Below are 20,732 nucleotides of genomic sequence, written 5' to 3' on the forward strand. Positions count from 1 at the left end.
ACCCACTGCGAGAGCCTTATGCCCGCCAGCCAATTGCCTGAGCACCGAGCGTTTGCCAGCCAGCATGCCACCTTCAACCACGTCTGGTCTTCCCTCTTGCTGGAAGAGCTCTATCGCCTCGGGGTGCGGGACATAGCGCTGGCCTCGGGCTCCCGCTCGGCGCCGCTCACCATGGCCGCCGCCGCCCATCCAGGCTTTCGCCGTCATCTCCACTTCGACGAGCGGGGTCTGGGCTTCATGGCGCTGGGGCTGGCCAAGGGGAGCGGCCGACCGGTGGCGGTGATCATGACCTCGGGCACTGCGGTGGCCAACCTCTGGCCCGCGGTGGCCGAGGCCCAGCTCACCGGGGTTCCCCTCATCATCCTCTCCGCCGACCGCCCCCCGGAGCTCATCGACAACGGCGCCAACCAGGCCATCGATCAGCAGGGGATCTTCGGTCGCTACCCCGTCTATCAGCAGAACCTGCCGAGCCCCACCCCGACCATACCGGCGGCCTTCGTGCTGAGCTCGGTGGATCAGGCCCTGGCCAAGCAGGCACTGACCCCGGGGCCGGTTCACTTCAACTGCATGTACCCCGAGCCCCTCTATCCCGGCGAGGCGTACCTGGACTTTTCCGACTACCTGGCCCCGCTCGGCGACTGGCTCCATTCAAGGGAGCCCTGGAGCCCCTGGCAGCAGGGCGAGCAGCACTGCCCCCGCCAGCCCGACTGGGCCGCCTTGCAGGGCAAGCGCGGCGTCATAGTCGCGGGCCGCATTCAGGACCCGGCCGAGGCGCAGAGGGTGGCCCAGCTGGCCGAGCGCCTCGGCTGGCCGCTGCTGGCGGACTTGCAGAGCCAGATCCGCTTCGACAGCCGCAACCTCATCCACATGGATCTTGCCCTGCAGAACAGCTGCTTCGTGACCGAGCTGGCCCGGGCCGAGGTGCTGCTGCAGTTCGGTGCCCGCCTCATCTCCAAGCGGCTCGGCCAGTTCATCAAGCAGCACCCCTGGCAGGATTACTGGCTGGTGGACCCGCAACCGGCCAGGCTGGATCCGGACTACCGGCTGCGTCGCCGCCTGGTGTGTACGCCCGGCGCCTTCGCCGCGGCCCATCCGGTGGACCACCGCCATCTGCCCTGGCACCGGCTGGCGGAGCGCCAGCAGGGCATCAGCGGCCAGATCCGCCGCGCCTGCGATCGCTTCTCAGAACTCGGGGTCTGCCACCGTCTGACCCAGCTCATCCAGGGCCAGCTGTTCGTCGGCAACAGCATGCCGGCCCGGTTGATGGACATGCTCGGCGAAACCGGCAAGGGCCCCAGCCGGCTGATGACCAACCGCGGCGCCTCCGGCATCGACGGCCTGATCGCCACTGCCTTCGGTTTCTCCCTGTCCAGCGACGAGCCGACCACACTGCTGCTCGGCGATCTCAGCGCCCTGCACGATCTCAACAGCCTGGCCCTGCTCGGCAAGGGGAGCCGCCCCCTGGTGGTGATCCTGCTCAACAACGACGGTGGCAGCATCTTCCGCATGCTGCCGGTACCGACTAAAGATGCGTTGCTGGAGACCTACTACTGCCTGCCCCACGGCCTGCACTTCGAGCACGCCGCCGCCATGTTCGGCCTGCACTACAGAGCGCCGACCACCCTGGCCGAGTTCGAGCAAGATTACGCAACCGCCCTGGAAAAAGGGGTAACCCTGATTGAAATCAAGGTGCCGAGCAACGAGGTGGCCGAGGATCTTAAAGCACTGGGAACCCTTATCCGTGGCATATGAAATCAAGGTTCTGCGTGACAACGAGGCAGCCGAGGATCTCAAGGCACTGGGGTCCCTTATCCGTGGCATATGAAATCAAGGTTCTGCGTGACAACGAGGCAGCCGAGGATCTCAAGGCACTGGGAACCCTTATCCGTGGCATCTAGCACTGACCTGCCAACCCTGGTACTGCTGCACGGTCTGCTCGGCAATGCCGACGACTGGCAGCCAGTGATCGAGGCAATGCCTGGAATCGATTGCCACGCGCTGGACTTGCCGGGCCACGGCAGCAACAAGGGGCTGAGGGTGAGCGGCTTTGACGAGGCCCACGAATGGCTCTGCGGCGAGCTGGCCGCGCGGGGTATAACGCGCTACCGGCTGGCGGGCTACTCCCTGGGGGGGCGGCTCGCCCTCTATCACGCCAGCCAGTCCCCCGCCGGCTTGCAGGCGCTCTTGCTGGAGAACTGCCACCCCGGCCTGCCGGTAGCCGAGCGCGCCGCCCGCATCAAACACGACGAGGGCTGGGCCCGGCGCTTCGAGCGCGAACCCCTGGCCCAGGTCTTGGCGGACTGGTACCGGCAGGGGGTGTTCGCCGATCTGGACGAGGAGGCCCGTGGCCGCCAAATGGCTAAACGCCTTGGCAACGAGGGCAGAGCCGTGGCGACCATGCTGCGCGCCACCTCGCTCGGCAAGCAGCCGGATCTCGCCCCCTGGCTGGGCAAAACCCGGTTGCCGGTGCGCTGGATCTCCGGCAGCCGGGATCACAAATTCCATCGCCTGGCTTGCCAGCTGGTCAAGCAAGGCTGCAATATCAATCACTTGGCTCTGGATGGCGGGCACAACCTGCACGCCAGCCAGCCCGACACCTTTGCCCGGCTCCTGCGGGACTGGGTCAAACAACCAGAAGAGAAGAGTCATGACTGACGCAATGACGGAAGCGCAACCCTATGCCCCCGTCGCCCCTGACAGGGTTGCCCGGCTGACCTCTACCACACCAGAAGGAAAACACCATGATTGAGGCAATGACGGAAGCGGAACTGTACGCTCCCATTGAGTGGCAGGATTGCTCCGCCGGTTACGAGGACATCCTCTATCACAAGTCCCAGGATGGCATTGCCAAGATCACCATCAACCGTCCCCAGGTGCGCAACGCCTTCCGCCCCCGCACCGTCAAAGAGATGCTGCAGGCCCTGGCCGATGCCCGTTACGACGACAAGGTGGGCACCATCATACTGACCGGCTTTGGCGAGAAGGCCTTCTGCGCCGGCGGTGACCAGAAGATCCGTGGCGACTACGGTGGATACCGCGACGACGAGGGGACTCATCACCTCAACGTACTCGACTTCCAGCGCGACATCCGCACCTGCCCCAAACCCGTGGTCGCCATGGTGGCCGGTTATGCGGTCGGTGGCGGCCACGTGCTGCACATGATGTGCGATCTCACCATAGCCGCCGACAACGCCCAGTTCGGCCAGACAGGCCCGAAAGTTGGCTCCTTCGACGGCGGCTGGGGCGCCTCCTACATGGCCCGCATCGTCGGCCAGAAGAAGGCCCGCGAGATCTGGTTCCTGTGCCGCATGTACGATGCGAGCCAAGCCCTCGACATGGGGCTGGTCAACACTGTGGTGCCCCTGGCCGAGCTGGAGCGGGAAACCGTGCGCTGGTGCCGGGAGATGCTGCAAAACAGCCCCATGGCGCTGCGCTGCCTGAAGGCCGCACTGAACGCCGACTGCGACGGCCAGGCCGGTTTGCAGGAGCTGGCGGGCAATGCCACCATGCTCTTCTACATGACCGAAGAGGGTCAGGAAGGGCGTAACGCCTTCAACGAGAAGCGCCGCCCCGACTTCTCCAAATACAAGCGGAACCCCTGATGACACTCGCCCTCTATCGCTACCAACTGCCCTTTACCCAACCCCTGACCTTTCACGGCAAGGTGGAGGTGGCGCGAGAGGGCCTGTTGGTGCGCATCAACGACGGCTGGGGGGAGATAGCCCCCCTGCCCGGTTTCTCCAGGGAGAGCCTGGCCGAGGCGCAAGCCGAGAGCCTGGCCTGCCTGGCGCAGCTGGCCCGGGGGCAGACCATAGCCCCCCGGCTACCCTCGGTGCAGTTCGGGCTCGACTGTGCCCGCCGTCACTGGCCACAGCAGAGCACCAGCCTGCCCGAACCCTATCCCCTCATTCAGGGCTCCCCTCAGGAGCTGCTCAAGAACTGGAAGCAGTGGCTGCACGAGACCCCCCTCAAGGCCAAGCTGAAGGTAGCCCGCTACCCCATGCGGGACGAGCTGGCGCTGATCCGCCTGTTGCTCGATCGGCGCCCCAATCTCAAGCTGGTGCTGGACGCCAACCAGGGCTGGACCCGCGAGGAGGCCTGGGCCTTCTGCGGTCACCTGGATCCGAACCGGATCGAATACCTGGAAGATCTCTGTGCCGACTTTGCCGACATCGCCTTCGTCGCCAACCGTACCGGCATGCCGGTGGCCCTCGACGAGTTGCTGGCCCAGGGCAAGCCATGGGAACCCATACCCCAGTTGAAGGCCCTGGTGCTCAAGCCAACCCTGCTCGGTTCCCTGGCCAACAGCGAGGCCCTGGTGGCCCGCGCCCGCGAGCTTAAGCTGAAAGTCATCGTCTCCTCCTGTTTCGAGTCAGGCGTCGGTCTCGGTCAGCTCGCCCGCCTCGCGGGGGAGTGGGCGCCGGATCAGGCCCCTGGCCTGGATACCAGGCGCTGGCTGGCCAGGGATCTGCTGGACAAGCAGGGTCAACCCGACCCAAGCCTGATGACTCCCCTGTTTCACCGTGACTGAAGGGGCTCCCATGCCGCCCGTCCGTGCAGCTGGCACCTCACTGGAGGCCTGCCCGGTGCGCCACTGGGCACAGACAACGCCCGAACGCATCGCCATCCACGGCAACGGCTCCCTCAGCTACCGGCAGCTGGATGCACGGCTCAACGGCCTGTGCAAGCAGCTCGAGCAGGCGGGTTTAAAGGCCGGCGACCGGCTGGTCGCCGTGGTGCGCGGCGCCCTGGAGGACGTGCTGCTGGCCTGGGCCTGCGTGCGCAGCGGCCTCGTCTTCTGCCCGCTCAATCCCGCCTTCCCCCTCCCCAGGCAGGCCGAGCTGGCCGCACAGCTTGATGCCTGCGCCTTCTGGTCAGCGGGGGAGATTCCGGTGGGGAGCGGGTTGCCATTGCAGCTCGACTTCAGGGGTGAACTGCCGGCAAGCGAGGAAGCCTGGCCGCTTGAACCGGCCCAGCTCAACAACATGATCCTCACCTCGGGATCCAGCGGCACACCCAAAGCCGTGGTGCACCGCCTCGCCAACCACCTCGCCTCGGCCCGGGGCTCGGCCAGCCTGATCCCGCTCGATGCCGACTGCGGCTGGCTGCTCTCCCTGCCGCTGTTTCACGTGGGCGGCTACGCCATCCTGTTCCGGGTCTTCCTGGCGGGGGCCAGCCTGGTGCTGGACGATCGCAGCCAGCCCCTCAAGGGGCGGCTCGAGGATCAGCCCATCACCCACCTCTCGCTGGTACCGACCCAGCTCTGGCGCCTGCTGGCGCAAGGCTTCGACCCCGGTCGCACCCGCTTGCGCGAGCTGCTGCTCGGGGGGGCCGCCATCCCTGAGCCCCTGGTCAATCGCCTCAAGGCCCTGGGGTTCACCCCCAAGTCGAGCTATGGCCTCTCCGAGATGGGCAGCCAGGTCTGCACCGGCCTGCCTGCCGGTGGCGGGGTAGTGGGCAGGCCCCTGCCCGGGCGGGAGGTCTGCATACGCCAGGGGGAGATCTGCGTGCGCGGCGACACCCTCTTTGCCGGCTATTTCCAGGCCGGGGAGCTGGTGCTGCCGCTGGATGAGGAGGGCTGGTTCCACACACGGGACAAGGGCCATTTCACCCCGGACGGCGAGCTGGTGGTGGAGGGGCGGCTCGACAACCTCTTCATCTCGGGAGGGGAGAACATCCAGCCCGAGACCATAGAGCAGCGGCTGGTGGATCACCCCGCCGTGGCCCAGGCCCTGGTGGTGCCCATCCTCAGCGCACAGTGGGGGCAGCGCCCCGCCGCCTTCATCGACTGGCTGGCAGAGCCCGTGCCCCACGCCGAGCTGGCCGCCTGGATCAGGCAGTCCTTGCCTGGCTTTATGGTGCCGGATCAGTGGCATCCCTGGCCGGATCTCGGCGGCAGCCTGAAACCCTCCCGCACCCTGCTCGCCCGGAGCCTGCAAGCCGCGGACTGAGAGCGCCCCCCATATGAGGCGGAGTCCTTGCTATCAACACAGCCCCTTTTGGGGCTGTTTCTATGTTGTTTCCTTCCGAATACATGATTCCTTGATGCCATCTGGCGCATTGATATTCCTTTGGAGCCCAATACCCTGTCTGGTCCCCACGCCACTCCATCCACCAAAGGGATCATGATGAATCACCTCTCTACCCGGCTGCTGCTCCTGGCAGCCCCCGGCCTGCTCGCCACCTCGGCGCTGGCCAGCTACTCCCCCGACTGGCAAGAGTATCAACTCAAAAGCGAAGCCAGCCGTCAGCTGGGGGACAGCCTCACCGAAGTGACCTATGAGCTGAGCGCCCGCAATGGCGATGCCCCCTATCAGCAACTGCGGGTCTATCGCCGTTTCGACTGGCGCGGTGCCAATCTGGCGGCCCTGGCCGAGCAGCAGTGCGGCGAGCCGCAGCTCAAGGTCGAGCAGGGCTGGCAGATCCGCTACCTCAGTTGTGAAGAGGTGGTGCCGGCCGGCAAGGCCATCCCGGCCAGCAGTTATGACTATGGCTACGGCCTGAAACAGGGCCGCTGGGAGCCGCTGACAGGTACCCCGACCGCACCGCGCCAGGATGCCCTGCCGCTCCCCGAGCGCATCGTCCTGGGCCACAGCAAGCAGGAGCTGGAGCGCTGCGAGCTCAACGCCCATGGGCGCTGCGCCGAGCAGCTTTGGCAGTACCAGCCCCAAGACTGGCAACAGCTTAGCGTGCTTGAGGAGACCCCCAACGAGCGGGACGGCCGCCTCGAGCAGATCTTCTTCCGCCTGCAACCCGTGCCAGGCAGTCAGGCCGCCAGCCAGGTGAGCGAGCTGCACGTCTGGCGCCAGTACACCTGGTTGCTGGACGAGATCAAGGCCCAGCAGGAGTGCGATGAACCCCAGACCCGTCAGGAAGGGGACAAGACCATCAGCTATCGGGTGTGCCGTCAGACCCTGCCCGCCGGCAGCGAAGTGCAGGTGGTCTTGAAGGACACCGGCTATCAATACCCGGTGGGGGGCAACGAATGGCAGAGCCTGCCACAGACAACCGAGTGGCAGGAGAGCCGGGTGCTCAACCGCCCCATAGTGCTGGCCAGCAAGGAAGAGCAGCTCGACTGTCGCCGTGCCGACGGCCGCGCCTGCTCCGAGCCGGACCTGCCGGGCACTGAGCTGCTGGACGCCGAAGCGGCCAAGATAGTGCAGGATGCCAGTGGCCAGCCCGCGCCGGTCTGGCAGGAGAACTATGGTCACGATGATACCAAGCTGCTGGCGGTGTCCCGCGGCATCCAGAGCCTGCTGGCGGCCAATCAGCCGGCCCATCCGGCCATGAAGCTGCTGCTGGAATACGTGCGCGCCCACAACTACCACAACTACGGCAAGCACAAGGAAGACGGCCCGGCCGCCGCCGAGGCGCTGGCCGAAGCATTGACGGCGCTCGGTGCCCATCCGCTGCTCTATCCGGAGCAGGCCAGCGATGAGGTGGGAGCCGTCATGGGTGCCTGGAGCATCGCCCTGCATGGCCAGTTCAAGAGCCCGGCGGTACAGAGCCGCTTTGGCACCCTGCTCGGCCAGTTCAACCAGATGCTGGCTTACAGCACACAGCATGCCAGCGAGATCAATGGTCAGCATGCCTGGGCGACCGGACTGTTCGATCTGCTCAACTTCCTCGACTTCGCCAGCGACTACAGCGATCCCTTCGCCGCCGATTTCCGCCAGCAGGATGGTGAGCTGCGCAAACAGCTGCACGCCCTCGGCATGAGCGAGCTGTCGCTGTGGCAAGGACGGGATGGCAAGGATCTGTTCCTGCTCAACAACGTGCTGGATGCCTACACCCGCCTCTATCGGGTCGCCCGTTATACCCGTCCCGACGAGAGCGAAAACTATCGCAAGCTGCTGGATGGTTCAGTCATCGACCTCATCCGTCATCACAGCCTGATCCCGGGTGGCCAGCAGAGCCAGGATCTGCTGGAAGACATGTCACTGACCCTCTCCACCTACTATTTGACCTACACGGACCGCACCAGCGAAGCCTGCATCAGCGGCGAGCTTGCCGGACTCTGCACCCCGATACGGCTGGAGGATGTGCTGCCGTTCGAGCACACCTGCTCGCCGACCCTGCGCCTGCGGGCCCAGGAGCTGAGCCAGGATCAGGCCGACGGCATCTGCCGCGAGCTGGGGGCCGAGGAAGAGCAGTTCCATCAGCAGATGGAAACAGGCTGGCAGCCGGTGGCGGATGACCACAACGAGGCGCTGGAGCTGGTGATCTTCGACTCCTCCGCCGACTGGAAGCGCTACGGCAGCGCCCTGTTTGGCGGTGTCTCCACCGACAACGGCGGCATCTACATCGAGGGGGATCCGGCCCGTCCCGGCAACCAGGCCCGCTTCTTCGCCTATGAGGCAGAGTGGAAGCGCCCCGCCTTCCAGGTGTGGAACCTGCGCCACGAGTACGTTCACTACCTGGATGGTCGCTTCAACCAGTACGGCAGCTTCGGCCACTACCCCCTCAATCGCACCACCTGGTGGTCGGAAGGGCTGGCGGAGTTCATCGCCCACGGTCAGTGCTTCGCCCGTGGCCTGGACAACGTGGCGGGTCGCCCGGCGGCCGAGCGACCGAGCCTGGCCGACATACTGCACCTGGATTACGACCAGGGTGGCGAGATGGTCTACTCCTGGTCCTATACGGTGCATCGCTTCCTCAGCGAGACCGGCCGCGGCGCCAGCTGGCTGGCCATGGCCCGGGCCCTGCGCAACCCGGACCAACAGCAGGCGATGAGCGACTTCGAGGCAGAGCTGGACGCGCTTATCGCGAGCGACAGCGAAGCCTACCAGAGCTGGCTGAGCCGGGATCTGCTGCCCTGGTGGGAGGCCAACAAGGAGTCTGACGAGTGCAAGGCGAACGACTCAGCCCACTGAGGGTGAGGCGTGAATGAGACAGGGCGGCCATGGCCGCCCTTGTTTATGGCGCCCCTTGATGGATTCAAGATCGCGCCGCGCTCTGCGACAGCCTGTGCCCGAGTGACGCCATGGCGGCGCATCAAACCTGACGCGCCAGGGCAACTTGTAATAGAATGGCCCCCTGTCATCTCTTACTTCAGACCCGAACCGCACCGCGCATGAAGAAGTTTGCCAAGATCCTGCTCGCCTGCCTCTGCCTGTTGCTGGCCTCAGTCGCCGCGCTGCTGGGCTACAGCGAGTGGACCGTCTCCGACGCCCGTCACTACACCTACGACGACGTCGATGCGGTGCCCTACAACAGGGTCGCCCTGGTGCTCGGCACCTCCAAGTACCTGATCGGGGGCAGCCCGAACCACTACTTCAAGTACAGGATCAAGGCCGCCGCCGAGCTCTACAACAACGGCAAGGTGGACTACATCCTGGTCTCCGGCGACAACGCCACCGTCCAGTACAACGAGCCGCGCCAGATGCGGCGGGCCCTGATCCAGGCGGGCATCCCCGCCAGCGCCATCTACAGCGACTACGCGGGCTTTCGCACCCTGGACTCTATAGTGCGGGCCAAGGAGGTGTTCGGTCAGGCCCGCTTCACCGTGGTCTCCCAGGCCTTCCACAACGAGCGCGCCATCTTCATCGCCCGCCACTTCGGCATCGAGGCCGTCGGCTTCAACGCCCTGGATCCCAGCGCCTATCAGGGCATCAAGACCCGGGTACGTGAGGTGTTCGCCCGCCTGATGGGGCTGCTCGATCTCTACGTGCTGGACAAGGGGCCCAAGTTCCTCGGCGAGCCCATCGTCATCGGCGGCCCCATCCCCTGCCAGGCCCTGAGCACCATAGGGGCCAGCCAGCCCTGCCTGCCCATGGCACCAGCCACCAAGCCAACACCAGCCCCTGCCGTCAGTGCGACCAAGGCGACCAGTGCCGCCGTCTCGACCGCCCCAGCACAGGCACCGAGTGATGCCGCCAGTACATCGCCATCGACCAGCGCGGCCGTCTCGACCACGCCAGCACAGGCACCGAGTGGTGCCGCCAGTACACCGGCATAGACCAGCGCGGCCGCGCCCTGAGCAGAGCATAAAAAGAGACCCGCCTGATGGCGGGTCTCTTTTTATGAAGGAAGAAAAGGAGAGGGCTCAGGCCAGCGCCTGCCGGTAGCGGCGCGCCACCTCGTCCCAGTCGATCACCTGGTAAAACGCGGCTATGTAGTCGGGACGCTTGTTCTGGTACTTGAGGTAGTAGGCGTGCTCCCACACGTCCAGCCCCAGGACAGGCACCAGCCCCTCCATCAGGGGACTGTCCTGGTTGGCGCTGCTCACCACCTGCAGGCGGCCCGCCTTGTCCACCACCAGCCAGGCCCAGCCGCTGCCGAAGCGGCTCAGGGCCGCCTGGGTGAAGGCCTGCTTGAAGGCATCCAGGCCCCCCAGATCCCGGGCAATCGCCTCGGCCAGCTCACCGCCCGGCTCACCGCCCCCTGCACCTTGGCCGGCAGGCTGTCGAAACGGGCGAGCAGCTCGTCCACCGGCAGGGCCGCCAACTCGGGGAGCTCGGCCAGGGCGGCGTTGAGGTTGGTGATGTAGGTCTGGTGGTGGCGGCTGTGGTGGATCTCCATGGTCAGCGCGTCTATGTGGGGCTCCAGCGCGTCATAGGCATAGGCGAGGGCAGGCAAGGTATGGCTCATGTTCGTTCTCTCTCTTGTTGGGCTCAATGCAATTGATGGGCGGGCTCGGTCTGGCACTGACATTGACCGAGGCAGCGCAAGATGCCGTCGTGATGACCGTGCTTGCGCACGAAGGCGAGCAGCTCGGTGCGGGTGCCACGGCTATGGCGCAGGGCCGCCGCCCGCAGGGGATCGGGGCTTGCGGGAGACTGGCTGGTGGCGAGCAGGCAGTCGTGGACATGGCACAACATGTCGGCGGCCCTGTCCGGCAGCGTCATGGCCACCAGCAGATCCGCCAGGTTGTGGTGGGCCACCACCAGGGCGGCCACGGCTTCGTCCGCATCCGGCCAGCAGGGGAACTGCTGACGGGCCAGCCACAGGGCCTGCTGGTAATAGTCGAGCGCCCTGGCGTGCTCACCCGCGTCGAAGTGGCGATTGCCACAGAGGGTCTGCGCCTTCCAGTGCGCCATGCTGCTCTCCCCGTCGGTGGCACCGACCCATCCCTTCACCCAGGTTAACGTCATGACTCAGACACTCAAATGATAATAATTATTATTTAACTTATTTGATGGGCGGACACAAGCAATAGTTGGCGCGGCCACTTTTTGCCCATATGGGTAGGGTTTTTCTGCAATCCCCGGTTTAGTGATCCCATCCACAGATACATTTGAGTTCAGCTACCATGCTGCCGGTACTGGCATGAGGCCGGTGGCTGCCGGAGCGCAGCCGGTTTTCACAAGGATGGTGAAGATGAAAAGATGGCTATTGGTGCTCTTGTGCGCCCTGCCCATGCTGGGTCAGGGCGCCGGCTATACCCAGACCCGCTATCCCATAGTGCTGGTGCATGGGCTGTTCGGCTTCGACAAGCTGCTCGGGGTCGACTATTTCTACGGCATTCCCCAGGCCCTGACCCGGGACGGCGCCCGCGTCTATGTGGCGCAGGTCTCCGCCACCCAGAGTTCGGAGCTGCGCGGCGAGCAGTTGCTCAGGCAGGTACAGCAGGTGCTCGCCATCACGGGGGCCGACAAGGTGAACCTCATAGGCCACTCCCACGGCGGCCCCACCATCCGCTATGTGGCCTCGGTTGCCCCCGAGCTGGTCGCCTCCGCCACCAGCGTGGGGGGCGTCAACCAGGGCTCCGAGATCGCCGATCTGGTGCGCGCCAGGGTGGCGCCGGGCTCGGTGGCCGAGCAGTTGGCGGTGGCCGCCGCCTCGGCGCTCTCCGGGGTTATCTCGCTGCTCTCCGGCGGCAGTGACCTGCCCCAGGATCCCCTCGCCTCCCTCGATGCCTTGACCCGCGCCGGGGCCCAGCGCTTCAACCAGCGCTATCCGGAAGGGCTGCCCAGCCAGCACTGCGGCGAGGGGCCGCTGCTGGCCGACAATGGCGTCTACTACTTCTCCTGGAGCGGGCGCGGCAACATGACCAACATACTGGATCCCGTGGATCCGGCGCTGGCCCTGACCGGCAGCTTCTTTCACGAGCCCAATGACGGCCTGGTCGGGGTCTGCAGCAGCCACCTCGGCAAGGTGATAGGCACGGCTTACCGGATGAACCATCTGGACGAGGTGAACCAGTCGTTCGGCATCCACCACCTGTTCGACACGGATCCCGTCACCCTCTATCGCCAGCACGCCAACCGCTTGCAGAGGCTGGGGCTATGAGACGGATCCTGCTGGTCGCCCTCTCCCTGGGCGCGGCCCTGCTGGGCACACTCCTGCTCTGGCCCGAGCCTGCCCCTGATCTGGCGGCAACACCGGAGCGGGGAGCCCTTCGCCACCAGCTGGCCCAGCGGCTGGAGCAGGGCGAGACGGACGAAGAGGACGCCATGCTGGCCCGCTACCGCCAGTTTCTGCGGGCGGAAGGGAGCCTGACGGTGCCGACGGATCCGGGCCTCGCCAGCCTGCAGCTGCTGTTTGACGAGCGTGAGCGGCTGCGCCGGCAACACTTCAGCCCCGCCGAGCAGGGGTCGCTCTTTGCCGAAGAGAGGCTGATGGAGCAGTGGACCCTGAGGCGCAAGGCGCTGGCAGAGGCCGACGCCGCCGACAGGGTGATGCTGGGGGAGGAGCTGGCGCTCTGGCTGGCGGAGCAGCCCCAGTGGTTCAGGGAGGCGGAAGCCAACGGCCGCCTGCTCGGCGATCTGCAGCGGCTGGAGCGGGTCTCCCCCGCCGAGCGGGACGCCGTGCTGCTGGAGCAGCTGGGACCTGAGGCGGTGGATCGGCTGCGCCAGCTGGCGCAGAGCCAGCAAGGGTTCGATCGGCAGTTGGCGGGCTATCTGGCGGAGCTCGAGCCCCTGCTCCCCCTGGAGCGGGCCGAGCAGCAGCAGGCGATCCTGGCGCGCTGGTTCGAGCCCGGGCAGTGGCGGCGGGTGGAGGCGCTGACCCGGCTGAGGCTCGGGGAGCGGCCATAAGTAGCGAGGGGGCCCTGCTGGCCCCCTCGTCGATCCTCGATGCCGTTATTGCGGCTTGTTGGCTCCTGGCAATGGCTGCCAGGTGAGGCGGGTCACCTGGGTGCCCTGTACCTCGCAGGTGAGGCAGAGATCCTGCCACCCCTTCTCCTGGCGAAGGGAGACCTCCCCCTTCATGCCCTCTGGGCTGGTCTTGAGCTTCGCCTGCTCGAAGGTCACCTTGTCGCCCTTGGCGAGCGCCATCAGCTTGCCGTTGCAGAGCCACCGGGTCAGCTCGGCCCCCTTCAGCTTGACGCCGCCTTCGCCGGCCTGCTGCTCCGCCTGACTCGGCACGAACAGCGCGCTCAGCTCGGCCGCCCGCCGGGTGAGCCAGGCCTCCCGCTGCTGCATGCTCATCTTGCTGACGAACTCCGCCGGCTGCCCCTTCTCGTCCAGCCACTGGGTTAGCTTGCCGCCGTCGTCAAAGGCGAACTGGGCCGCGGGCTCCTTCACCCCGAACAGCTTGCCCCCCTTGAAGTAGTAGCGGCTCTCCCCCTCCTGCTTGCCCTGCTCGTTCAGTATGGGCACCGCTATGATGACGGGAACCCCGTCGATCCAGGCCTTGATGTCCACACCGTCATGGCTGAACAGCCGGGTGTCGAGACCATAGTCGGCACCCTTCTCCATCAGGGTGAACTGCTCGGCCAGGGTGGTGGCCAGAGAAGGCAGGGAGCAGAGTCCCAGTCCCAGTCCCAGTCCCAAGCCGAGGCTCAGGGCGATCGCTGTCTTGCGCATAAGTGTCCTGTGATGGCCCAAAGGCCAGGTTAACTCTCTACCAGCCAGGCCCTCAGCCCCTCCCGGTGCGCGTCACTCAGGGGGATGGACTGACGGGTCTGGTAGTCAAAATGGATCAGGGTCGTCTCGGCGGTCACCGCCAGCTCGCCCCCCTGCCAGGCCTCCTGCCAGAGGGTGAAGGAGCTGGTGCCGATGCGCCGTACCCCCGTCTTGATCAATACCTGCTGGCCATAGAACAGCTCCCGTTTGAACTGCACCCCATAGCCCGCGATGATCAGATGCCAGTTGTGCACATCCAGCTCGGGAGAGAAGAGGCGGAACAGGGGATCACGGGCTGACTCAAACCAGACCGCCGGCACCGTATTGTTGATGTGGCCGAGGGCGTCCGTCTCTTGAAAACGGGGTTGGATCTGCATTTCCAGCATAGGTTTAGACTCCTTGTCGTGGGACCGCGCACAGGCTAGCGCGCCAACCCTTATGACTCAAGCGCCCCGGCATCCGGGTGGGAGCCGCCTCCGGTTTCCGGCGCCGCCATCCCCTGTTCGGGTTTGAGCCAGGCGCTGCGAAAATCGAACCAGCCGAGGGCCGTCATCCGCACCCCATGCACGCCGACCCGGCTCTCCAGCTCCAGCCAGTGGTGAAACAGGGGCACGAACCAGCCCTGGCGCTGCACCTCGGCCAGCAAGGCGCGCGGGCCAGGCTCGGCGCCGCTGGCGCGCCACTGCGTCAATCCCTGCCACAGGGCCTGCTGGCCCCCCCATACCCGGCGCAGCAAGGGGGTGCCCTGCAACCAGGCGTAGGGGGCGAAGGCGTGTTCATGCTCCAGGTTCAGGGTGCCGAGCCAGAGATCCACGTCTTCATCGGCGCCGCTCACCCAGCGGCCGTAATCCAGGGTGCGCACCTCGAGCCGGATCCCCTGCTCTGCCAGCAGGCTGGCCATGGCATTGGCGCACTCGTTGAACTCCAGGTGCTGGTTGAAACAGGCCAGCACCAGCCGGGTCGGCAGCAGCGCCGGTTTAGGCTCCTCGGCGGGTAAGGCCTCGCGCCAGTGGGGCAGCAGGCCTAGGGCGCTGGTCCAACCCCGCTGCAGCTCGGGGGCGACCCGCCCCATCAGGGCTATGGGGTTGAGCAGCCGGGTCAGCCACTGGCGCAAGGCGGGATCCTGCAGCAGGGGGGATCTGTCGTCCTGCAGCAGGAAGTAGCAGCCGGATTCGAGCTCGGACTCGCCGCGCATGGTGCCGAGCTCGGGACTGTCGCGACCCAGCTGCAGGTGGCTCTCCAGCCGCTCCGCCAGCTCCGGCAGCATCCAGATGTCGATCTCGTCGAGCAGGGCCCGCAGGCCGAAGTAGTCGTCGAAGGCCTCGAGGCACAGCTGCAGGGGATCGTTGGCGGTGACTCTGTAGGGGCCTGTGCCCACGGGTTGCAGGGCAAAGCCCGCCTCCCCCTTGAGCTCGCGGGGCAAGATGGCCGCCACCGGCTCCGCCAGCAGGTGCAGCAGCAGGGGATCCGGGCTGTCGAGGTGCAGATCCAGGGTGCGCGGCCAGCGGCTCTCCAGCCGTGCGAGGTGAGCAAACAGCGGGCGATCCCGCAAGGCCAGCAGGCTCTCCATCACATCCTCCACCGCCAGCTCGCGGCCGTGGTGAAAGCGCACTGCAGGCCTTAGATAGAAGCGCCAGTGGCAGGGGCCCAGACACTCCCAGTGGTGGGCCAGATCCCCCTCGATTTCCCCATTTTCCTCATTTCGCCGGGTGAGGCCGTTGAAGATCTGGCGGCTCAGGTGAATTTCGGAGCGGCGCAGGGGATCCGTGGGCAGCAGGCGGGGCAGCGGCCGGTAATAGGGCACCCGCAGGATCTGGCGCCCCTCCCGGGTGGCCTGACCGAGCTGCTCGATGAGCAGCGGGGTGAGCAAATCCAGCCGCCCCTCCGCCAGCCGCACCGCCTGGGCGAGCTGGCCCTGGCTCAGCAGATCCCGCAGGCGGCGGCGAGTCAGGCTCTCCTGGTTGTCCAGCAGTATGAGCCGGGAACGTCGCCCCCGTCCCGCCTCGGCCGACCAGCTGAGCCAGCCCTGATCCTGCATGCGGCGCAGCAGCAGGCGGGCGTTGCGCGGGGTGCAGCAGAGCAAGTCCGCCACCTCGGCGAGGCTGGCCTCCCGCTCATCGCAGCCAAGCTGCTGGGCGAGCCGTTGAAATTGCTGGTAGAGGCGGCTGCTGGGCATAAAAGAGGAAATCCTTGTCAGTCAAGTCGTCAGTTTTTACTTCCTCATTTTAGCTCAATACTGTTGGCGAACGTGAGCACCACAGCACAGGAGCACCATCATGAGCCAGACCAACCCCCATGCACCGAACCGGATCCAGCAAGGAATGCGCCGCTACTTCCGCCGGATCCTGCCCCGCCCGCTGACCCTGATCGAGGATCCCATGCATCAGCTCAACCGCCTGATGCAGTGGGACATGCACCAGATAGACGACAGGGAGTATCGCCGTCGCCTCTGATTGGGTCAGGACTCCGGGCAGGGAAGGGCACCGCAGGATCACTGCAAGCCTCTATGCTTTGCCGGATTGGGTGGTTTACATCGGCGCAGGGCCTGCTAGATTGGACGTCTATCCATCCATAATGGCGACGACGTCCAACAAGGAGTGTGTGATGAAAGATGCGACCCTGGCCCTGCACCACGGCTTTTCCCACGATCCCGCCACCAAGGCGGTGGCCGTGCCCATCTACCAGACGGTGGCCTACGAGTTCGACAGCGCCCAGCACGGGGCGGATCTGTTCAACCTGGCGGTGCCTGGCAACATCTACACCCGCATCATGAACCCCACCAACGACGTGCTGGAACAGCGGATGGCTGCCCTCGAGGGGGGCATAGCCGGTCTGGTGGTCTCGGCGGGGTCCGCCGCCATCACCTACGCCATCCAGGCGCTGACCGCCGCCGGCGACAACATTGTCTCCACCCCCCAGCTCTACGGCGGCACCTACACCCTGTTCGCCCACATGCTGCCGAGTTTCGGGGTCGAGGTGCGCTTTGCCGCAGATGACAGCGCCGAGGCCATCGCCGCCCTCATCGACGACAAGACCAAGGCGGTCTATTGCGAGAGCATCGGCAACCCGGCGGGCAACATCGTCGATCTCGCCGCCTTCGCCAGGGTGGCCCACGCCCGCGGCGTGCCGCTTATCGTCGACAACACTGTCGCCACCCCTGTGCTGTGCAAGCCCATAGAGCATGGCGCCGACATAGTGGTGCACAGCCTGACCAAATATGTCGGTGGCCACGGCAACTCGCTGGGCGGTGTCATCGTCGACTCGGGCAAGTTCCCCTGGGCGGATCACCCTGCGCGCTTCCCTCAGCTCACCCAGCCGGAGCCCTCCTACCACGGGGTTGTCTATACGGAAGCCTTCGGGCCTGCGGCCTTCATAGGCCGGGTACGCACCGTGCCGCTGCGCAACACGGGCGCAGCCCTGGCCCCCATGAACGCCTTCCTGCTGTTGCAGGGGCTGGAGACCCTGAGCCTGCGCATGGAGCGCCACGTGGACAACGCCCTGCGGGTCGCCCACCACCTCAAGCATCACCCCAAGGTGGCCTGGGTCAGCTACGCCGGTCTGCCGGGTCACCCCCATTATCCGCTGGCGGAGAAGTACATGGGCGGCCGCCCCTCGGCCATCCTCTCCTTCGGTCTGAAGGAAGGGTATGAGGCGGGCGTGCGCTTCTACGATGCGCTGAAGATCTTCAAGCGGCTGGTCAACATAGGGGATGCCAAGTCCCTGGCCTGCCACCCCGCCTCCACCACCCATCGCCAGCTGAGCGACGCCGAGCAGGCCAGGGCCGGGGTCAAGCCGGAGATGATCCGGCTGTCGGTGGGGATCGAGGCGATCGAAGACATTCTGGCGGATCTGGATCAGGCGCTGGAGGCCTGAGTCAGCACAGAGCGGGCATCTGCCCGCTCTTTTTTGCCTGCCGGTGAACCAGTCACCACGCCAGCGCGTATCAGCCGTTTGTGCCACCCATCGAGGTTCCCATGATAGTCCTGCACCACCTGAACAAGTCCCGCTCCCAACGCATCATCTGGCTGCTCGAAGAGCTGGGCCTGCCCTACCAGATCAAGGCCTACCAGCGCGATGCCACCAGCTTCCTGGCGCCCCCCGAGCTCAAGGCCATCCACCCCCTCGGCAAGTCACCCGTCATCGAGTTCGACGGCCGGGTGCTGGCCGAATCGGGCGCCATCACAGAGTACCTGATCGCCCGTCACGCCCCGGAGCGACTGGCGCCAGCCACCGACAGCCCCGACTACCCCGAATACCTGCAATGGATCCACTTCGCCGAAAGCTCCGGCATCTTGCCGCTGCTGCTGGACATGTTCGTGCGCAAGGATGGCAGCCCGATGCGCTTCCTGCCGGGCTATGCCCAGGCGGAATGCGCCAAGGTGCTGGGCTATCTCAACGAGGTGCTGGCCAGCCGCCACTATCTGGTTGGGGATCGCCTCTCCGGCGCCGACATCATGAACTCCTTCCTGGTGGATCTGCTGGCACAAAGCGGCCAGCTGGCCCAGTTCCCGCACCTGCAGGCTTACTGGGAACGCCTCAATACCCATCCGGCCCGCCAGAAGGCGTCAGCCCTGGAGCGCGAGCTGGATCAGAGCGCCTGATCGACTGCCCCTGCCCTGGAATGCAAAACGCCCCGACAATCGGGGCGTTTTCTTTTCAGCTCGGGAAGGATCAGAGTGCGTGGGAAAGGATCCTGGCGACCTTGTCCGGATCTATATCCTGCTGCTCGCCCAGCGCGGTCAGGCCGAAGTGCTTGAGATAGGAGCACAGAACGCAGGGATCACAGCGCGTGGGAGAGGATCCGCGCCACCTTGTCAGGATCTATATCTTGCTGCTCACCGAGGGCGGTCAGGCCGAAGCGCTTGAGGTTGGAGCAGATGGCGGGGATGCAGCTCTCGTTCAGGCCGTAGTCGGCGAGGCGGGTGCCCACCCCCATCTGCTGGAAGAACTGCTCGGTGCGGATGATGGCCTCCTCGATGCGCAGCGCCTTGTCCTCCCGGCGGGAGTGCCAGACCCGCTCGGCGAACTGGGCCAGTTTCTCCTGCTTCTGGGCCGCCTGTTCCCGCAGCAGGGAGGGCAGCACCACCGCCAGGCTCTGGGCATGATCCAGCCCGTGCAGGGCGGTGAGCTGGTGGCCTATGGCATGGGTGGACCAGTCCTGGGGCACGCCGCGCCCGATGAGGCCGTTGAGGGCCAGGCTGGCGGCCCACATCAGGTTGGCCCGCACCTGGTAGTTGGTGGGCTCCGTCAGCGCCCGCGGGCCGTTGTCCACCAGCACCTGCAGCAGGCCCTCCGCCAGCCGGTCCTGCACATCCCCTCCCACCGGGAAGGTGAGGTACTGCTCCAGGATGTGGACGAAGGCATCCACCACGCCGTTGCCCACCTGACGCACCGGCAGGCTGTAGGTGGTGGTGGGATCCAGCACAGCAAAGCGGGGCAGCACCAGCGGATTGTAGAAGGAGAGCTTGGCCTCCCCCCGACTCACCACGGCGGCGGGATTGCTCTCGGAGCCGGTGGCAGGCAGGGTCAGCACGCAGCCGAGGGGCAATGCTGCTTTGATGGGCACCTTGTCCAGCAAGATGTCCCAGGGATCCTCCCCCTCGAAGCAGGCCGCGGCGGCCACGAACTTGGTGCCATCCACCACGGATCCGCCACCGACCGCCAACAGGAAGTCGATGCGCTCGCGCTTGACCAGATCCACCGCCTCCATCAGCTGATCGTACTGGGGGTTGGCGCCTATGCCGGGAAACTCCAGCCACTCCCTGCCCGCCAGCGCCTGGGTCAACTGCTCATAGACGCCGTTTTGCTTGATGCTGCCGCCGCCGTAGAGCACCAGCAGGCGGCTGCCCGCCGGTATCAGCTCCGGCAGCGTGGCTATCTGGCCCTCCCCGAAACAGACGCGGGTGGGATTGGCATATTGGAAGTTGTACACGGCAGAGCCCTCGGTTGAATGCATGCAGGGGGATTGTGCGCCAGCCATACCATCAGGTCAAAAAACGGGGGTTGAGGGATCACTCCCCTGCTCCCTCATGGCGCCGCGCCATGCCGTCATACCATCAGGTCAAAAACGGGGGCAGAGGGATCACTCCCCTGCTCCCTCATGGCGCCGCGCCATGCCGTCATCCCATCAGGTCAAAAACGGGAGCGGGCCATCAAAATGGTGATGCGCTCTCTTTGACATGATGGTACTCAGGTGTGACTTTGCTATGGTGTCACTGGAGCCGGGGGAACACTCCCCGCTCCGTCATGGCGCCGCGCCATGTCGTCATCCTGACGCCTCTCGCGGGGTTCTGTTTTCCAGTCATAGGGTCTCAATCATGAAACTGAAGCACGCATGGATCGCAGGAGTGCTCACTCTCTGTGTCAATCCCCTGATACAGGCCGCCGAAGTGACCGCCAATGTGGCCGTCACCCCGGGCCAGGCCAGCCTGGCAGAAGAGGTGAAGGCCGAGGCGACCGTCACCGCCATCGATCTCGCGACCCGCAAGATCAGCCTGAAGAATGCCGAAGGCAAGACCTTCGATCTGGTCGCCGGGGAAGAGGTGACCAACCTCCAGAACCTCAAGGTGGGGGACGTGGTGGCGCTGCGCTACCTGCAACTGCTGGATCTCGAGCTGCTCAAGGGCACAGCCGGCGTGAGAAAACGGGTGGTGGAGGTCGAAGGGAGCAAGGCGGCCGCCGGCGAGCAGCCGGGCGCCGGGGCTGGCATGCAGGTCACCATCTATGCCGACGTCATCGACGTCGACAAGGCGCAGCAGACCATCAGGGTCAAGGGTGTGGACGATACCCTCACCCTCAAGGTGAAGGATCCTGCCCAGTTCGCCCTGATCGCCAAGGGGGATCAGATCAAGGCCGTCCAGACCACGGCCATCGCCATAGGGATAGTGCCCAAACAGCCCTGAGGCACACCGTCTGCGGCAGGGAGGGCGCTAGCGCTCCCTGCTT

Annotated in this window: 18 protein-coding genes and 1 pseudogene; 13 read left to right on the top strand and 6 right to left on the bottom strand. The window is 65.7% G+C overall.

The window, feature by feature from the left end:
• Positions 1-18 precede the first annotated feature (18 nt).
• The 7 genes from menD to ACFWHB_RS19255 all read left to right on the top strand — a co-directional run bounded on the left by menD (position 19) and on the right by ACFWHB_RS19255 (position 9,958).
• Positions 19-1,752: a 2-succinyl-5-enolpyruvyl-6-hydroxy-3-cyclohexene-1-carboxylic-acid synthase gene (menD, locus tag ACFWHB_RS19225; RefSeq protein ID WP_395949059.1), complete on the top strand. Its 1,734-nt coding sequence runs from the start codon at positions 19-21 to the stop codon at positions 1,750-1,752.
• Positions 1,753-1,887: 135 nt separating this feature from the next.
• The gene (gene menH, locus ACFWHB_RS19230; RefSeq protein WP_395949060.1) at positions 1,888-2,655 is read left to right on the top strand and encodes a 2-succinyl-6-hydroxy-2,4-cyclohexadiene-1-carboxylate synthase; all 768 of its coding nucleotides are present in this window, start codon (positions 1,888-1,890) and stop codon (positions 2,653-2,655) included.
• 86 nt (positions 2,656-2,741) lie between these two features.
• Positions 2,742-3,602: a 1,4-dihydroxy-2-naphthoyl-CoA synthase gene (gene menB, locus ACFWHB_RS19235; RefSeq protein WP_106885113.1), complete on the top strand. Its 861-nt coding sequence runs from the start codon at positions 2,742-2,744 to the stop codon at positions 3,600-3,602.
• The gene (gene menC, locus ACFWHB_RS19240; RefSeq protein WP_106885114.1) at positions 3,602-4,531 is read left to right on the top strand and encodes an o-succinylbenzoate synthase; all 930 of its coding nucleotides are present in this window, start codon (positions 3,602-3,604) and stop codon (positions 4,529-4,531) included. Before menB ends, menC begins: the two co-directional genes overlap by 1 nt.
• Before the next feature lie 10 nt (positions 4,532-4,541).
• Positions 4,542-5,951, top strand: coding sequence for an AMP-binding protein (locus ACFWHB_RS19245; protein ID WP_395949061.1), 1,410 nt, complete (start codon positions 4,542-4,544; stop codon positions 5,949-5,951).
• 177 nt (positions 5,952-6,128) lie between these two features.
• Positions 6,129-8,873 carry a collagenase gene (locus tag ACFWHB_RS19250; protein WP_395949062.1) on the top strand — a complete coding sequence of 915 codons (2,745 nt, stop codon included), beginning with the start codon at positions 6,129-6,131 and terminating at the stop codon, positions 8,871-8,873.
• 155 nt (positions 8,874-9,028) lie between these two features.
• The gene (locus ACFWHB_RS19255; RefSeq protein WP_395949063.1) at positions 9,029-9,958 is read left to right on the top strand and encodes an ElyC/SanA/YdcF family protein; all 930 of its coding nucleotides are present in this window, start codon (positions 9,029-9,031) and stop codon (positions 9,956-9,958) included.
• Between the two features lie 87 nt (positions 9,959-10,045).
• Here the strand turns inward: ACFWHB_RS19255 and ACFWHB_RS19260 are convergent.
• Positions 10,046-10,590: pseudogene (locus ACFWHB_RS19260) on the bottom strand (superoxide dismutase).
• 23 nt (positions 10,591-10,613) lie between these two features.
• Positions 10,614-11,039 carry a hypothetical protein gene (locus ACFWHB_RS19265; RefSeq protein ID WP_234568558.1) on the bottom strand — a complete coding sequence of 142 codons (426 nt, stop codon included), beginning with the start codon at positions 11,037-11,039 and terminating at the stop codon, positions 10,614-10,616.
• Between the two features lie 280 nt (positions 11,040-11,319).
• On the opposite strand from ACFWHB_RS19265, the gene ACFWHB_RS19270 reads away from it, so the two are divergent.
• The gene (locus ACFWHB_RS19270) at positions 11,320-12,231 is read left to right on the top strand and encodes a lipase family alpha/beta hydrolase (RefSeq protein ID WP_368169140.1); all 912 of its coding nucleotides are present in this window, start codon (positions 11,320-11,322) and stop codon (positions 12,229-12,231) included.
• On the top strand, positions 12,228-12,977 hold the full coding sequence (locus ACFWHB_RS19275) for a lipase secretion chaperone (protein WP_395949064.1): 750 nt from the start codon (positions 12,228-12,230) through the stop codon (positions 12,975-12,977). The genes ACFWHB_RS19270 and ACFWHB_RS19275 overlap by 4 nt, the downstream gene beginning before the upstream one ends.
• Positions 12,978-13,022: 45 nt before the next feature.
• On the opposite strand, the gene ACFWHB_RS19280 is transcribed toward ACFWHB_RS19275, so the two are convergent.
• The 3 genes from ACFWHB_RS19280 to sgrR are packed head-to-tail and all read right to left on the bottom strand — an operon-like array spanning position 13,023 to position 15,963.
• Complete coding sequence (locus ACFWHB_RS19280) at positions 13,023-13,748, bottom strand: hypothetical protein (protein WP_395949065.1); 726 nt, start codon at positions 13,746-13,748, stop codon at positions 13,023-13,025.
• Positions 13,749-13,777: 29 nt separating this feature from the next.
• Positions 13,778-14,173 carry an acyl-CoA thioesterase gene (locus tag ACFWHB_RS19285; protein ID WP_106885121.1) on the bottom strand — a complete coding sequence of 132 codons (396 nt, stop codon included), beginning with the start codon at positions 14,171-14,173 and terminating at the stop codon, positions 13,778-13,780.
• A 50-nt stretch (positions 14,174-14,223) separates the two neighbouring features.
• Positions 14,224-15,963 carry an HTH-type transcriptional regulator SgrR gene (sgrR, locus tag ACFWHB_RS19290; protein WP_395949066.1) on the bottom strand — a complete coding sequence of 580 codons (1,740 nt, stop codon included), beginning with the start codon at positions 15,961-15,963 and terminating at the stop codon, positions 14,224-14,226.
• A 100-nt stretch (positions 15,964-16,063) separates the two neighbouring features.
• Between sgrR and ACFWHB_RS19295 the strand changes: the two genes are divergently transcribed.
• The 3 genes from ACFWHB_RS19295 (at position 16,064) to ACFWHB_RS19305 (ending at position 18,388) form a co-directional block, all read left to right on the top strand.
• Positions 16,064-16,240 carry a hypothetical protein gene (locus ACFWHB_RS19295; RefSeq protein ID WP_005329369.1) on the top strand — a complete coding sequence of 59 codons (177 nt, stop codon included), beginning with the start codon at positions 16,064-16,066 and terminating at the stop codon, positions 16,238-16,240.
• A 151-nt stretch (positions 16,241-16,391) separates the two neighbouring features.
• Positions 16,392-17,660 (top strand): O-acetylhomoserine aminocarboxypropyltransferase/cysteine synthase family protein, encoded by a 1,269-nt coding sequence (locus ACFWHB_RS19300; RefSeq protein WP_395949067.1) that lies wholly within the window; start codon positions 16,392-16,394, stop codon positions 17,658-17,660.
• A 101-nt stretch (positions 17,661-17,761) separates the two neighbouring features.
• Positions 17,762-18,388, top strand: a complete 627-nt coding sequence (locus tag ACFWHB_RS19305) for a glutathione S-transferase family protein (RefSeq protein WP_395949068.1) — start codon at positions 17,762-17,764, stop codon at positions 18,386-18,388.
• A 179-nt stretch (positions 18,389-18,567) separates the two neighbouring features.
• On the opposite strand, the gene ACFWHB_RS19310 is transcribed toward ACFWHB_RS19305, so the two are convergent.
• Complete coding sequence (locus ACFWHB_RS19310; protein WP_395949069.1) at positions 18,568-19,743, bottom strand: iron-containing alcohol dehydrogenase; 1,176 nt, start codon at positions 19,741-19,743, stop codon at positions 18,568-18,570.
• A gap of 391 nt (positions 19,744-20,134) precedes the next feature.
• On the opposite strand from ACFWHB_RS19310, the gene ACFWHB_RS19315 reads away from it, so the two are divergent.
• Positions 20,135-20,689, top strand: a complete 555-nt coding sequence (locus ACFWHB_RS19315) for a hypothetical protein (protein ID WP_234568490.1) — start codon at positions 20,135-20,137, stop codon at positions 20,687-20,689.
• The last annotated feature ends 43 nt before the right edge of the window (positions 20,690-20,732 follow it).

The sequence above is a fragment of the Aeromonas mytilicola subsp. aquatica genome, assembly GCF_044336385.1.
GTDB classification, from domain to species: Bacteria; Pseudomonadota; Gammaproteobacteria; order Enterobacterales; family Aeromonadaceae; genus Aeromonas; species Aeromonas rivipollensis.

What these genes read in the sequence shown, in the direction of transcription:
- ACFWHB_RS19305 (WP_395949068.1), top strand. Translation starts at nt 17,762, where the DNA reads ATGATAGTCCTGCACCACCTGAACAAGTCCCGCTCCCAACGCATCATC.
- ACFWHB_RS19270 (WP_368169140.1), top strand. Translation starts at nt 11,320, where the DNA reads ATGAAAAGATGGCTATTGGTGCTCTTGTGCGCCCTGCCCATGCTGGGT.
- ACFWHB_RS19255 (WP_395949063.1), top strand. Translation starts at nt 9,029, where the DNA reads ATGGCCCCCTGTCATCTCTTACTTCAGACCCGAACCGCACCGCGCATG.
- ACFWHB_RS19310 (WP_395949069.1), bottom strand. Translation starts at nt 19,743, where the DNA reads ATGCATTCAACCGAGGGCTCTGCCGTGTACAACTTCCAATATGCCAAT.
- menC (WP_106885114.1), top strand. Translation starts at nt 3,602, where the DNA reads ATGACACTCGCCCTCTATCGCTACCAACTGCCCTTTACCCAACCCCTG.
- sgrR (WP_395949066.1), bottom strand. Translation starts at nt 15,963, where the DNA reads ATGCCCAGCAGCCGCCTCTACCAGCAATTTCAACGGCTCGCCCAGCAG.
- ACFWHB_RS19295 (WP_005329369.1), top strand. Translation starts at nt 16,064, where the DNA reads ATGAGCCAGACCAACCCCCATGCACCGAACCGGATCCAGCAAGGAATG.
- ACFWHB_RS19250 (WP_395949062.1), top strand. Translation starts at nt 6,129, where the DNA reads ATGAATCACCTCTCTACCCGGCTGCTGCTCCTGGCAGCCCCCGGCCTG.
- ACFWHB_RS19300 (WP_395949067.1), top strand. Translation starts at nt 16,392, where the DNA reads ATGAAAGATGCGACCCTGGCCCTGCACCACGGCTTTTCCCACGATCCC.
- ACFWHB_RS19265 (WP_234568558.1), bottom strand. Translation starts at nt 11,039, where the DNA reads ATGGCGCACTGGAAGGCGCAGACCCTCTGTGGCAATCGCCACTTCGAC.
- menB (WP_106885113.1), top strand. Translation starts at nt 2,742, where the DNA reads ATGATTGAGGCAATGACGGAAGCGGAACTGTACGCTCCCATTGAGTGG.
- ACFWHB_RS19285 (WP_106885121.1), bottom strand. Translation starts at nt 14,173, where the DNA reads ATGCTGGAAATGCAGATCCAACCCCGTTTTCAAGAGACGGACGCCCTC.
- ACFWHB_RS19245 (WP_395949061.1), top strand. Translation starts at nt 4,542, where the DNA reads ATGCCGCCCGTCCGTGCAGCTGGCACCTCACTGGAGGCCTGCCCGGTG.
- ACFWHB_RS19280 (WP_395949065.1), bottom strand. Translation starts at nt 13,748, where the DNA reads ATGCGCAAGACAGCGATCGCCCTGAGCCTCGGCTTGGGACTGGGACTG.
- menD (WP_395949059.1), top strand. Translation starts at nt 19, where the DNA reads ATGCCCGCCAGCCAATTGCCTGAGCACCGAGCGTTTGCCAGCCAGCAT.
- ACFWHB_RS19275 (WP_395949064.1), top strand. Translation starts at nt 12,228, where the DNA reads ATGAGACGGATCCTGCTGGTCGCCCTCTCCCTGGGCGCGGCCCTGCTG.